8 protein-coding genes are annotated in these 14535 nt (G+C 61.1%); all 8 read left to right on the forward strand.

What is annotated here, in order from left to right; genetic code table 11:
- The first annotated feature begins 26 nt into the window (after positions 1–26).
- The 8 genes from AC4IHP_RS06445 to AC4IHP_RS06480 all read left to right on the forward strand — a co-directional run bounded on the left by AC4IHP_RS06445 (position 27) and on the right by AC4IHP_RS06480 (position 14329).
- Positions 27–1112: a polyamine ABC transporter substrate-binding protein gene (locus tag AC4IHP_RS06445; protein ID WP_460119384.1), complete on the forward strand. Its 1086-nt coding sequence runs from the start codon at positions 27–29 to the stop codon at positions 1110–1112.
- 456 nt (positions 1113–1568) lie between these two features.
- On the forward strand, positions 1569–3014 hold the full coding sequence (locus AC4IHP_RS06450; RefSeq protein ID WP_490831227.1) for a serralysin family metalloprotease: 1446 nt from the start codon (positions 1569–1571) through the stop codon (positions 3012–3014).
- Positions 3015–3105: 91 nt separating this feature from the next.
- Positions 3106–3528 carry an AprI/Inh family metalloprotease inhibitor gene (locus AC4IHP_RS06455; protein WP_490831237.1) on the forward strand — a complete coding sequence of 141 codons (423 nt, stop codon included), beginning with the start codon at positions 3106–3108 and terminating at the stop codon, positions 3526–3528.
- Positions 3529–3709: 181 nt separating this feature from the next.
- Positions 3710–5482: a type I secretion system permease/ATPase gene (locus tag AC4IHP_RS06460; RefSeq protein WP_490831228.1), complete on the forward strand. Its 1773-nt coding sequence runs from the start codon at positions 3710–3712 to the stop codon at positions 5480–5482.
- On the forward strand, positions 5479–6828 hold the full coding sequence (locus tag AC4IHP_RS06465) for an HlyD family type I secretion periplasmic adaptor subunit (protein ID WP_460119378.1): 1350 nt from the start codon (positions 5479–5481) through the stop codon (positions 6826–6828). The genes AC4IHP_RS06460 and AC4IHP_RS06465 overlap by 4 nt, the downstream gene beginning before the upstream one ends.
- A gap of 2 nt (positions 6829–6830) precedes the next feature.
- A complete protein-coding gene (locus AC4IHP_RS06470; protein WP_490831229.1) occupies positions 6831–8201 on the forward strand; it encodes a TolC family outer membrane protein in 1371 nt (456 codons plus the stop codon).
- Positions 8202–8267: 66 nt separating this feature from the next.
- The gene (gene eprS / locus AC4IHP_RS06475; RefSeq protein WP_490831230.1) at positions 8268–11213 is read left to right on the forward strand and encodes an autotransporter serine peptidase EprS; all 2946 of its coding nucleotides are present in this window, start codon (positions 8268–8270) and stop codon (positions 11211–11213) included.
- A 38-nt stretch (positions 11214–11251) separates the two neighbouring features.
- Positions 11252–14329: an autotransporter domain-containing protein gene (locus AC4IHP_RS06480; protein WP_490831231.1), complete on the forward strand. Its 3078-nt coding sequence runs from the start codon at positions 11252–11254 to the stop codon at positions 14327–14329.
- Positions 14330–14535: the final 206 nt, after the last annotated feature.

Consider the following 14535-nt stretch of genomic DNA (forward strand, 5'->3'; position numbering starts at 1 on the left):
AAAAAAGCCCATACAGGAATCGCCCCATGATCCAGAAAACCCTCGCATTGGTGCCGCTGCTGCTGGCCGCTTCCGTCAGTCACGCGGCCGAGACGGTCAAGGTCTACAACTGGTCCGACTACATCGCCCCGGATACTACGAAAAATTTCCAGAAAGACACCGGCATCGGCGTCACCTATGACGTCTACGACAGCAACGAAACCCTCGACGGCAAGTTGATGACCGGCAAATCCGGTTACGACGTGGTTTTTCCGTCGAACCACTTCATGGCGCGGCAGATTCAGGGCGGGGCGCTGAAGAAACTCGACAAGAGTCAGTTGCCGAACTGGAAGAACCTCAACCCGGCGCTGCTCAAGGCCTTGCAGACCAACGACCCGAACAACGAGCACGGCTTCCCGTATCTTTGGGGCAGCACCGGTATCGGCTACAACATTGCCAAGGTCAAAGCGGTGCTGGGCGACAACGCGCCGGTGGATTCCTGGGATCTGATCTTCAAGCCTGAGTACATGGAAAAACTGCAGAAGTGCGGCGTGGCGATCCTCGACAACGGCCCGGAACTGCTCCCGGCGGCGCTCAACTATCTGGGTCTGCCGCACCACAGCAAAAATCCTGAAGACTACAAGAAAGCCGAAGCCCTGCTGATGAAAGTGCGGCCCTACGTCAGCTACTTCCATTCTTCGAAGTACACCAGTGACCTGGCCAACGGCGACATCTGCGTAGCGGTGGGCTTTTCCGGCGACATCCTGCAAGCCGAGAACCGCGCCAAGGAAGCCAAGAATGGCGTCGAGATCGGTTATGCGATCCCCAAGGAAGGCGCGGCGATCTGGTTCGACATGGTCGCCATGCCCGCCGACGCACCGGACGAAAAGGCCGGCTACGCCTTCATGAATTACTTGCTGCGTCCCGATGTCATGGCCGGCATCACCAACTACGTGCACTACGCCAATGGCAACGAACAAGCCGACAAGCTGATCGACCCGGCAATCAAGAACGACACCAAGGTTTACCCGAGCGCGGAAATGATGGGCAAGCTGTTTGCGCTGGAGGCGATGCCGCTGAATATCGACCGAATCCGGACACGGGTTTGGAACAAGATTCGTACCGGTAGCTGAACCTCCGTCCTCTGTAGGAGCTGACGAGTGCAACGAGGCTGCGATCTCTTGATCTTGATCTTAAAAAGGTCAAAGTCAAAAGATCGCAGCCTCGTTGCACTCGTCAGCTCCTACAGTCCGAATAACGTCATAGAGTTGATATCAAAGCACTGGCACCGCTGGCTGAAAGTGTGACTTGCGCAACAAATCCAAACTTACCGATATTTAATATTTAAATAGAAAATCGTCAGACAATTTCATTCCGCGCTGCAACTAATAACAATCTTTCATGCCCGCACGCTTTGTTTACGGCAGTTTCCTGATACAGCCAAATTGGATCGCAAAAAAACTCTTTACGACAGATTTCCAATTGTGTCAGGTTCGTTACGCCTTCATTGGGCGAGTGATAGGACGATCTCGCCAAAGATCGTCCTGTCGGACAAAAACTGTTCCATTGCTAAACAAGGAAGTGTGTTTATGTCGAAAGTTAAAACCAATGCTGTTGATTCCGCCGAACAGGCTTTCCAGCTGGCTGCCTTCAGCTCGGCGTATAACCAGATCAATAGCTTCAGCCATCAATACGATCGTGGCGGCAACCTCACGGTCAATGGCAAACCCTCGTACTCCGTCGACCAGGCGGCTACGCAATTGCTGCGTGACGGCGCTGCCTACCAGGACAAGGACGGCAGCGGCAAGATCGAGCTGACCTATACGTTCCTGACCTCGGCCTCGAACAGCACGATGAACAAGCACGGGATCAGCGGATTCAGTCAGTTCAGCGCGCAGCAGCAGGCCCAGGCCAAGCTCGCCATGCAGTCCTGGGCCGACGTGGCCAATGTCACCTTCACCGAGAGAGCCTCGGGCGGTGACGGGCACATGACCTTCGGTAACTACAGCGGTGGCCAGGACGGCGCTGCGGCATTCGCCTATCTGCCGGGGACCGGCGCTGGTTATGACGGTACTTCCTGGTACTTGATCAACAGCGGTTACACGCAAAACAAGAATCCGGATCTGAACAACTACGGGCGTCAGACCCTGACCCACGAAATCGGCCACACCCTCGGCCTTGCTCACCCTGGCGACTACAACGCCGGCAACGGCAACCCGACCTACAACGATGCGACTTACGGCCAGGACACCCGTGGCTACAGCGTCATGAGTTACTGGAGCGAGAGCAACACCAACCAGAACTTCAGCAAGGGCGGCGTCGAAGCCTATTCGTCCGGCCCGCTGATGGATGACATCGCCGCGATCCAGAAGCTCTACGGCGCCAACACCACGACCCGCACCGGCGACACTACCTACGGCTTCAACTCCAATACCGGTCGCGACTTCCTCAGCGCTTCGTCGTCGAGCGACAAAGTGGTGTTCTCGGTCTGGGATGCCGGCGGCAAGGACACTCTGGACTTCTCCGGTTTTACCCAAAACCAGAAGATCAACCTCAACAGCGCTTCGTTCTCCGACGTTGGCGGCATGGTCGGCAACGTGTCGATTGCCAAGGGCGCAGTCATCGAGAACGCGATTGGTGGTTCGGGCAGCGATCTGTTGATCGGTAACAGCGTGGCCAACGAACTGAAGGGCGGTGCCGGCAACGACATCCTCTTCGGCGCTGGCGGTGCCGACAAACTGTGGGGTGGCGCCGGCTCGGACACTTTCGTGTTCGCCGCCAGCTCGGACTCCAGGCCAGGTGCGATCGATCAGATTCTCGATTTCGTCAGTGGTCTGGACAAGATCGACCTGACCGGCATCACCAACGGCGCGGGCCTGCACTTCGTCAACAGCTTCACCGGTTCTGCCGGCGATGCGGTGCTGACCTCGTCGGGCGGCAACAGCCTGTTGTCGGTGGATTTCTCCGGGCATGGCGTGGCTGACTTTATTGTCAGCACCGTGGGCCAGGCAGCGACCAGCGACATCGTCGCGTGATGTGAGAGGAAAGCGGCGCCTCGTGCGTCGCTTTCTTCGCTTGCATCGGCCTGAGCGCCGGGCAAGGCTACGAACGGAAGCGATATTTCTTATGCGTGGATATGTTTTTACTTACACAACGATGGCATGGCTGATGGCAGTCACGCTGATGATGAGCGGAGCGACAAGCATGGCAAGCAGCCTCAGACTCGAAGAACCCTCGGCATTCGCCGGGCGCTGGCAGGCCACATTGAGCGGCCACAATGACACCGCCGAAACGCGCTCGCTGCAGGACAAACCGTCGAACACTTGCCTGGTCGAGCTTGCGCCGAACCAGACCTTGGGCGCCGGCGCCGATTGCCTGGGCGCGTGGTTGAGCGAAGCGCCGATCGGCTGGTTTCCCGAGCCAGATGGCATTTCCATCACTGGCAAGGAAGGTTCGAGAATTGCCTTTTTCAGCCGTCAGCGTAATGGCGTTTATACGCAAACATTGACTGCAGGACTGCTTATTACGCTAGAGCGTACGGCGCAGTAAGCAGCGTCTGGTAGTTGCGATGAGTTGATATAAGGCAGCGAGTACAGGTTATAAGCGCAACGCCTGATCAACTTGTTATGAAATTGTAAGCGCTACTTGCAAGTCATCTTTGAGCAGGTGGGCGGAATATCAATGGAATGCTCGTCCGTTAATGACGAGACTATGAATTCAGGAAGAATCAATGAAGATGGCGAGGTCTCCGGCCGCTCCGTTAGTCAAGGCACTGGGCGACTATAAAAGCGTTCTGATCAGCGTCGGTTGTTTCACTGCGCTGATCAACGTGTTGATGCTGGTGCCGTCCATTTACATGCTGCAAGTCTATGACCGGGTGCTGTCGTCGCAGAATGAAACCACCCTGGCAATGCTGTCGTTGATGGTGGTCGGCTTCTTCGCTTTCATCGGCCTGCTGGAAGTGATCCGCAGCTTTATCGTCATCCGTATCGGCAGTCAGCTCGAGCGGCGCTTCAATCTGCGCGTTTATCAGGCGGCGTTCGAGCGCAATTTGTTCAAGGGCGAGGGCAACGCCGGACAATCGCTGGGTGACCTGACCCATATCCGCCAGTTTGTCACCGGCCCGGCGCTGTTCGCCTTCTTCGATGCGCCGTGGTTCCCGGTCTATCTGTTTGTCATCTACCTGTTCAACGTCTGGCTCGGCGTGCTGGCGACGGCGGGCGCGCTGTTATTGATCGGGCTGGCCTGCCTCAACGAATACATGACCAAGAAGCCGCTTGGCGAAGCCGCCGGGTTTTCCCAGCAGTCCAGCCAGTTGGCCACCAGCCATTTGCACAACGCCGAAACCATTCAGGCGATGGGCATGCTCGGCTCGCTGCGCAAACGCTGGTTTGCGGTGCATTCACGTTTTCTCGGTTTACAGAACCAGGCCAGCGACACCGGCGCGGTGATCAGTTCACTGAGCAAGACCTTGCGCCTGTGCCTGCAATCCCTGGTGCTGGGCCTGGGCGCGTTGCTGGTGATCAAGGGCGACATGACTGCGGGGATGATGATCGCCGGTTCGATCCTGATGGGCCGCGTACTGAGCCCGATCGATCAGTTGATCGCCGTGTGGAAACAGTGGAGCGGGGCGAAGCTGGCTTACCGCCGTCTCGATGCGTTGTTGCAGGCGTTTCCACCCAGCGACGAGGCGATGGCCCTGCCGGCACCGAAGGGCCAGATCACCTTCGAACAAGTCAGCGCCGGCCCGCCGGGGAAGCGTGCAGCCACTTTGCACATGGTCAATTTCAATCTGGGTGCTGGCGAAGTACTCGGCGTGCTTGGCACCTCCGGTTCCGGCAAATCAACCCTGGCCCGGGTGCTGGTCGGCGTGTGGCCAGTTCTGGGCGGCACGGTGCGACTGGACGGCGCCGATATTCATCGTTGGAACCGTGATCAGCTTGGTCCTTACATCGGTTATTTGCCGCAAGACATAGAGCTGTTCAGCGGCACCATCGCCGAAAACATCGCGCGATTCAGTGAAGCCGACGCGCAGAAAGTCGTCGCCGCCGCGCAACAGGCCGGTGTGCACGAGATGATCCTGCGCTTGCCTCAGGGCTACGACACGCAGCTGGGCGAGGACGGCAGCGGCTTGTCGGGTGGCCAGAAACAACGCGTGGCCTTGGCCCGCGCGCTGTACGGCACGCCGAGTCTGGTGGTGCTTGATGAACCCAATTCCAACCTCGACACCGTCGGCGAAGCGGCACTGGCCAGCGCCATTGCGCAACTCAAGGCGCAAGGCACGACGGTGATTCTGGTCACACATCGCTCTTCGGTATTGGCTCAGGCGGACAAACTGCTCGTGCTCAACGACGGTCATTTGCAGGCGTTCGGCGCGAGTCAGGATGTGCTCAAGGCACTTTCCGGTCAGCACGAACAGCAACGCGAAAAAGCTGCACAAACACCGGGCGGGCTCAGCATGAGCCGGCAGTATCAGCCCTCGACAAGGAATTCGGGTGTATGAGCAGCGTCAGCATGAACACGCAAAACGAAGCGAACATGGAACATGCCTACATCACCGAGCGCCCGGAACGCGACGCGAAATTCTTCGCGCGCATGGGCTGGATTCTGGCCATCGTCGGCGCTGGCAGTTTCTTCACCTGGGCGGCACTGGCGCCGCTGGATCAGGGCATTCCGGTGCAGGGCACGGTGGTGGTCTCGGGCAAGCGCAAGGCCGTGCAGTCGATGAGCAGCGGCGTGGTCAGCCGGATTCTGGTGCGCGAAGGCGAGATCGTGAAGCAGGGCCAGCCGCTGTTTCGCCTCGATCAGACGCAGGTCGCCGCCGACGTGCAATCGCTGCAGGCGCAGTACCGCATGGCTTGGGCCAGCCTCGCGCGCTGGCAGGCCGAGCGCGACAACCTCAAGCAAGTGAGCTTTCCGGCCGAGCTGAGCAACGATCCGGACCCGCGCCTGGCGCTGGTGCTGGAAGGCCAGCGGCAACTGTTCAGCAGCCGCCGCGAGGCGTTCTTCCGGGAGCAAGCGGCACTGCGCGCCAACATCGAAGGCGCCACTGCACAACTGGCAGGCATGCGCCGCGCGCGTAGCGACCTCAATACTCAGGCCAGTTCCTTGCAACAACAGTTGAGCAACTTGCAACCGCTGGCCGACAACGGCTACATCCCGCGCAACCGCTTGATGGACTACCAGCGCCAACTGTCGCAAGTGCAGCAGCAATTGGCGGAAAACACCGGTGAAAGCGGGCGCGTGGAGCAGGGCATCCTTGAATCGCGCCTGAAGTTGCAGCAGCACGGCGAGGAATACCAAAAGGAAGTGCGCACGCAACTGGCCGATGCGCAGCTCAAAAGCGTAACCCTGTCCGAACAGCTGACCTCCGCCGGTTTCGACCTGCAACACAGCGAGATCCTCGCCACCGCCGATGGCGTGGCGGTCAACCTCGGCGTGCACACCGAAGGCGCTGTGGTGCGTCAGGGCGAAACCCTGCTGGAGATCGTTCCGCAAGGCACCACCCTGGAAGTGGAAGGGCACTTGCCGATCAACCTGATCGACAAGGTCGGCACGCATTTGCCGGTGGACATTCTGTTTACCGCGTTCAACCAGAGCAAAACCCCGCGCGTGCCCGGCGAAGTCAGCCTGATCTCCGCCGACCAGATGGTCGATGAGAAAACCGGCGTGCCGTATTACGTGTTGCGCAGCAGCGTCAGCGATCAGGCCATGGAAAAGCTCAACGGTCTGGTGATCAAGCCCGGCATGCCGGCGGAAATGTTCGTGCGCACCGGTGAGCGTTCACTCCTCAACTACCTGTTCAAACCGCTGTTTGATCGCGCCGGTTCTGCGTTGACCGAGGAATAAGGATGTTCGGCTGTATGAAAAAGCTTTCCATACTGGGGGCCGCAGTGATGCTGCTCGCAAACCACTCGGCCATCGCGGCCATGGGGCCGTTCGAGATTTACGAACAAGCACTGCGCAATGATCCGGTGTTCCTTGGCGCGATCAAGGAGCGTGATGCCGGCCTTGAAAACCGCGTGATTGGTCGCGCCGGGCTGCTGCCTCGGATCGGCTACACCTACAACAAAGGCCGCAACTCGTCCAAGGCTACGTCTCTGGATGAGCGTGCGCGCAACCGCACCGACGAGCGCAACTACAACAGTTACGGCTCGGCGCTGACGGTGCAGCAACCGCTGCTCGATTACGAGGCTTACGCGGCGTATCGCAAGGGCGTCGCGCAGTCGTTGTTTGCCGACGAAGCGTTTCGCGGCAAGAGTCAGGAGCTGTTGGTGCGCGTGCTGGACAACTACACCAAAGCCTTGTTTGCCCAAGACCAGATCGACATCGCCCAGGCGAAGAAGAAGGCCTACGAGCAGCAGTTTCAGCAGAACGAACACATGTTCAAGCAGGGCGAGGGCACGCGTACCGACATTCTCGAAGCCGAATCGCGCTATGAGCTGGCGACTGCCGAGGAAATCGAAGCGCGTAACGAGCAGGATGCGGCCCTGCGTGAACTGGGGGCGCTGGTCGGCGTGCCGGCAGTGGACATCAGCGATCTGGCGCCGCTTGGTCAGCAATTCCAGACCTTCATCCTGCAGCCGGCCAATTTCGATACCTGGCATGAACTGGCGATCAGCAACAACCCGAACCTCGCTTCGCAGCGGCAGGCCGTGGAGGTGGCGCGCTACGAAGTCGAGCGCAACCGCGCCGGGCACCTGCCGAAAGTCAGTGCCTACGCCTCGATGCGCGACAACGAGTCTGAAAGCGGCAACACCTATAACCAGCGCTACGAAACCAACACCATTGGCCTTGAAGTCAGCGTGCCGCTGTATGCCGGCGGCGGGGTATCGGCCTCGACGCGGCAGGCCAGCCGCACCATGGAACAGGCTGAATACGAACTGGATGGCAAGACCCGCGAAACCTTGATCGAACTGCGCCGACAGTTCAGCGCGTGCCTGTCCGGGGTGAGCAAATTGCGCGCTTATCAGAAAGCCTTGAAGTCGGCCGAGGCGCTGGTGGTCTCGACCCGACAAAGCATTCTGGGCGGCGAACGTACCAACCTCGACGCGTTGAACGCCGAGCAGCAACTGTTTACCACCCGCCGCGACCTGGCCCAGGCACGTTACGACTACCTGATGGCCTGGACCAAATTGCATTACTACGCCGGGACGCTGAATGAGCAGGATCTGGCGCGGGTGGACGAAGCATTTGTGGTCGCGCAACAGCCCTCACCCTGACCAAGGGGGGAACGGGCGAAACCGCTATCAGCCCTGAACAAAACTACAAAAACGAGAGTGATGACCATGGACGTACGCATCAAACCGATTTCGCTCGGCACGCTGTTGCTGGTGACCTCGGCGACTCAGGCGCAATACCTGGAATCAGGCCAGCCCGGCGCCCCATCCAGTTGGCGCAGCGCCGAGTTCCTGCGTGACTGGGGCCTGCAACGCATGCAGGCCGATCAGGCCTACGCAGCCGGCATCACCGGCAAGGGCGTGAAAATCGGCGCACTCGATTCCGGTTTCGATGCCGCCCACCCGGAATTCGCTGCCGATCGTTATCACCCGGTAACGGCCAGCGGCAGCTACGTCGATGGCTCAGCGTTCAACGTCGACGGCACGCTCAACCCGAACAACGACTCCCACGGCACCCACGTCGTCGGCACCATGGGCGCAACCCGTGATGGCAGCGGCATGCATGGGGTGGCGTACAACGCGCAGATCTACGTCGGCAACACCAACAAGAACGACAGTTTCCTCTTCGGCCCCAGCCCTGATCCGCGCTATTTCAAAGCGGTGTACGACAGCCTCGCCGATGCCGGGGTGCGGGCGATCAACAACAGTTGGGGCAGTCAGCCGCCGGATGTCAGCTATCGCACGTTGGCCGACCTGCACGCCGCCTACGCGCAACACTGGAACAAAGGCACTTGGCTGGACGCCGCTGCTGACGTTTCCCGGCGCGGCGTGATCAATGTGTTCAGCGCTGGCAACAGTGGCTACCCGAATGCCAGCGTGCGCTCGGCGCTGCCGTATTTTCAGCCAGATCTGGAAGGCCACTGGCTGGCGGTGTCCGGGCTCGATCAGAGCAATCAGCAGAAGTACAACCAGTGCGGCATCGCCAAATACTGGTGCATCACCACGCCGGGGGCGAAGATCGACAGCACCATTCCTGGCGGCGGTTATGCGATCAAGTCCGGCACCTCGATGGCGGCACCGCACGCGACCGGGGCCCTGGCGCTGGTGATGGAGCGTTATCCGTACATGAACAACCAGCAGGCGCTCGAAGTGCTGCTGACCACTGCCACCCAGCTCGATGGCTCAAGCACAGACGCACCGAACGAGCGCGTCGGCTGGGGCGTCGCCAATCTAAACCGGGCGATGCGCGGGCCGGGGCAATTGCTGGGTGCGTTCGATGCCAACCTGGGGGCAGGGCAGCGCGATGTCTGGAGCAATGACATCTCCGACAAGGCGCTGCTCCAGCGCCAGCGCGAAGACCTCGCCGAGCACAGCGCCTGGCAGCAAACCCTGCAGGACAAGGGCTGGCAGAACGGTGTTCCGGCCGGCGCCAGTCAGCAGGACCAGACCGATTACGCCGTCGGCATGCTCCGTGATGCGGCAGCGGCGAACCGGGTGTATCAGGGCAGCTTGATCAAGTCCGGCGCCGGGCAATTGTTGCTCAGCGGCGCAAACACCTATCGCGGCCCGACCACCGTCAACGGCGGTCTGCTGATCGTCAACGGTTCGCTGACTTCAGCGGTCACCGTCAACGACAGCGGCACCCTCGGCGGCTCGGGAAGCATCGGTGCGTTGACCGCCAACAGCGGCGGCCGGGTCGCACCGGGCAACTCCATCGGCACCTTGAGCGTCGCCGCTGATGTGACACTCGCCCCGGGCTCGACGTACGCCGTTGAGCTGTCGCCCACCAGCAGCGACCGCATTGTCGCCGGCGGCACGGCAACCGTGAGCGGCGCCAACGTCAGCCTGGCGCTGGAAAACAGCCCGACCTTGCTCAGTAGCGCCGAAGCGCAAAGCCTGCTCGGTCGTCAGTACAACATCCTGCAAGCGGCCGGTGGCGTGCAGGGGCAGTTCGCTGCGGTGGTGCCGAACTACCTGTTCATCGGCGGCGCCCTCGACTACGCCGCAAGCGGCATCCAGCTGAATATCCAGCGCAATGCCACAAGCTTCGCCAGCGTCGGGCAAACGCCAAACCAGCGTTCGGTGGCGGCGGCAGTCGAAGCGCTGGGCGCCGGCAATTCGGTTTACGAAAGCGTGCTTCGTGCACCGACTCAGGCTTCGGCCCAGCAAGCCTTCCAGCAACTGAGCGGCGAGATTTATCCGGCGCTGGGGACAATGCTGATCAACGACAGCCGCCAGTTGCGTGATGCGGTCGGCGAGCGGCTGCACGATCAATCGGCGACCCGCAGCAACGGCTGGATCAAAGCCCTCGGCGCCTGGGGCAGCACCGATTCCAGTCACGACACGGCCGGGTACAACACCTCGATCGGCGGTCTGCTGGCGGGTGTCGACGGCGCGCTCGATGAGCAGACCCGCATCGGTCTGGTCACCGGCTACAGCGATAGCTCCTTGAGCATGGGCTCGGGCACGCATTCCTCGGCGAAAGTCGACAGCTACCACCTTGGCGCTTACGCCGGACACGACATCGGCGCCTGGCGCTTGAGCAGCGGTGCGGCGTACAGCTGGCATCGCGGCGATGTGAAGCGCGATCTGCAATACGACGAGGTCAGCGCCAAGCAAAAAGCCAAGCTAGATGCGACCACCACCCAAGTCTTCGCCGAAGCAGCGTATCGCTTGCAGCTGCAACCTTTGGCGCTGGAACCGTTCGCCAACCTGACTTACCTGCATCTGGACACCGAAGGCTTCACTGAGAAGGGCGACGCCGCTGCGCTGAAAAGCGCTGGGGATCAGCGCGATGCAGTGTTGAGCACCTTGGGCGTGCGGGCGAGCAAAACCTTCAACCTTTCCAGCCAGCAAACGCTGGACGTCAGCGCTCGGCTCGGTTGGCAGCACAGCCTCAGCGATATTGAATCGCAGCAGCATTTGCGCTTTGCCAGCGGCGGCACGCCGTATTCAGTGGAGAGCTCGGCGCTGGTGCGCGATGCCGCACTGGTTGGCGTGCAGGCCAGTCTGGCGTTGAGCAAGGACGTGCGGGTCAACCTCGATTACAACGGCCAACTCGCCAGCCGCGAGAAGCTGCATGGCGTTGGGCTGAGTCTGAACTGGCAGTTCTGACACAGGATTTTTTGCAACATCACTAAGGAAGGTCGTGGATGGATAACAACAATACCCCCGCGCAATCGGGTGGCCGCTTTGCCCTGAAAACCCTGACAGTCGCCATGCTGTGTGCCAGTGCGATGGCGCAGGCAGCGCCTTACGTGGAAAACGGCCGCAACGGCGATCCGTCGAGTTGGCGCAGCAGTGAATTCAAGGCCGACTGGGGCCTGGGGGCGATCGGCGCGGATTACGCTTACGCCGCTGGCTATACCGGCAAAGGCGTGAAGCTGGGGGTCTTCGATCAGCCGGTCTACGCCGCGCATCCGGAGTTCTCTGGCAGCAACAAAGTCGTCACCCTGGTCACCAGCGGCATTCGCGAATACACCGACCCGTACATCCCGGTGAAGGCCGGCGATGCGTTTGTCTATGACGGTTCGCCCTCGGTCGGCTCCAACGGTAAGCTCGGCGCCCACGGCACTCACGTCGGCGGCATCGCGGCGGGCAGTCGCGACGGTGGGGTGATGCATGGCGTGGCATTCGGTGCGCAGATCATCAGCGCCGACAACGGCGACCCAGGCCCGGAAGATGGCATCGTGCGCGGCAACGACGGCGCGGTGTACAAGGCCGGTTGGGATGCGCTGATCGCCAGCGGAGCGCGGATCATCAATAACAGCTGGGGCATCGGCATCACCGACCGCTTCGACCTCGGCGGCCGCGATCCGGCGTATCCGCACTTCACCGTCAACGACGCGCAGTTGCAGTTCAACGAAATCCGCACCTTGCTCGGCACCAAACCCGGCGGCGCCTACGACGGCGCCATTGCCGCCGCACGCAGCGGCATCGTCACTATTTTTGCCGCTGGCAACGATTACAACCTGAACAATCCGGATGCCATCGCCGGCCTCGGCTACTTCGTCCCGGACATCGCGCCGAACTGGATCACCGTCGCCGCCTTGCAGCAGAACCCGGACACCGCCAGCGCCAATCCGTATGTGATCAGCACGTTCTCCTCGCGTTGCGGCTATACGGCGAGTTATTGCGTCTCGGCGCCGGGCACCAAGATCTACAGCTCGATCATCGAAGGCACCAACGCCGGCAACCTGACCACCAGCTACGCCAATTACAACGGCACGTCGATGGCGGCACCGCACGTCGCCGGTTCCATCGCCGTGCTGATGGAGCGTTTTCCGTACATGAGCGGCGATCAGGTCGCCAGCGTGTTGCGCACCACCGCCACCGACCTCGGCGCGCCGGGCATCGACGCCTTGTACGGCTGGGGCATGATCAACCTGCGCAAAGCCATCGACGGCCCGGCGATGTTCGTCACCGAGCAGGACATTCCCGAGGAATTCCGCGTGCAGGGCGCTTATGGCTCTGGCCAGTTCGTTGCTGACTTGCCGGGCATCGGCGCGATCATCGATCAGGGCAAACCGACCGAGCGCGTGTGCAGCGACATCACGTGCGGCCTCGATACCTGGCGCAACGACATCGGCGGCCATGGCGGTCTGACCAAGCAAGGTATCGGCACCCTGGTGCTGACCGGCAACAACACTTACAGCGGCCCGACGCTGGTCAATCAGGGCCGCTTGGCCATCAACGGTTCGCTGCAATCGGCGGTCACCGTCAACAACGGCGGCATCCTCGGCGGCAATGGCCGCATTGGCGCGCTGGCGGTGAGCAGCGGCGGTACGGTGGCGCCGGGCAATTCCATCGGCACCCTGAACGTCGCGGGTGACGTAACCTTCGCGCCGGGTTCGACCTACGCCGTAGAGCTGTCGCCGACCAGCAGCGATCAGATCGTCGCGGGCGGCAAAGCGGTCATCGACGGCGCCACGGTGAGCCTGTCGCTGGAAAACAGCCCGACCCTGCTCAGCACCGGCGAAGTGCAGAGCCTGCTCGGCACCCGCTACAACATTCTGCAAGCGGCGGGTGGCATTGAAGGGCGCTTCGGCCAGGTCTTGCCGAATTACGCCTTCCTCGGCGGCACTCTGGATTACTCGGCGGGCGGCATTCAGTTGGCGGTCGGGCGCAATGAGGCATCGTTTGCCAGCGTCGGGCTGACGCCGAACCAGCGCGCCGTTGGTGCGGCCGCCGAGCGTCTGGGCGCGGGCAACGCGCTGTTCGAAACCCTGTTGCTGTCGCCCAACGCGGCGTCGGCGCAACAGGCCTTTCAACAGTTGTCCGGCGAGATCCACCCGGCCATCGGCACGCTGCTGATCAACGACAGCCGCTACCTGCGCGAAGCCGTCGGCGAGCGTCTGCGTGAGCGTGATCTGTTCAACGCCGATGCGCCGACTGATGATCGCAGCAACGCCTGGGTCAAAGTCCTCGGCTCGTGGGGCGAGAGTGACGGCGGCCATGACAATGCCGATTCCAACAGCTCCATCGGGGGGCTGCTGGCCGGTGTCGACGGGCTGATCGCTGAAGATACCCGTCTCGGTTTCGTCACCGGTTACAGCGACAGCTCGTTGAGCATGGGCAGCGGCACGCATTCGTCGGCGTCGGTCGACAGCTACCATTTGGGTGCATATCTGGGCCATGAGATCGACGCGTTGCGCCTGACCGTCGGCGGCGCCTACAGCTGGCATCGTATCGATGTGAAACGTGACCTGCAGTTCGGCGACGTCAGCGGCAAACAGAAAACCAAACGTGACGCGACCACCGCGCAACTGTTCACCGAGGCCGCTTACGATCTGGGCCTGCAACCGATGAACCTGGAGCCGTTCGCCAATCTGTCCTACGTGCACCTCAACACCGACAGCTTCACCGAGAAGGGTGACGCTGCCGCGCTCAAGGGTGGCGAAGACAACCGCGACGTGGTGCTGTCGACCCTCGGCGTACGCGGCAAGCGCAGCTTCGCCTTGTCGGATAAGCATCAGCTGGAACTGGGCGCCAGCCTCGGCTGGCAGCACAACCTGAGCAGCGTCGATGCCGACAGCCATCTGGCCTTCGCCAACGGCAACAGCGCGTTCACTGTGCAGAGCGTGTCAATGGATCGTGACGCCGCCGTGGTCGGCGTGCGCGCGGGTCTTGCGCTCAATCGCGACGTGCGGGTCAACCTCGATTACAACGGCCTGATCGGCTCGAACGAGAAGGATCACGGCGTCGGCCTGACCCTCGACTGGCAGTTCTGAGGCGTAACCGGCAGCGCTTCACGGGCTGCCGGTTTTTCCAAAAAAAGGAGCGCTGCACATGGGATTGTTCGATTACAAAAATCCAACTGTGCAGGAGATCCAACTGGGCAGGAGATTTTAATTGTGCAGGAGATCCAAATGTGGGAGCGGGCTTGCTCGCGAAAGCGGTGTGTCAGTCAAGAAGGTGCCGTATGACACTCCGCTTT

The organism is Pseudomonas sp. UF-293 (assembly GCF_058245595.1).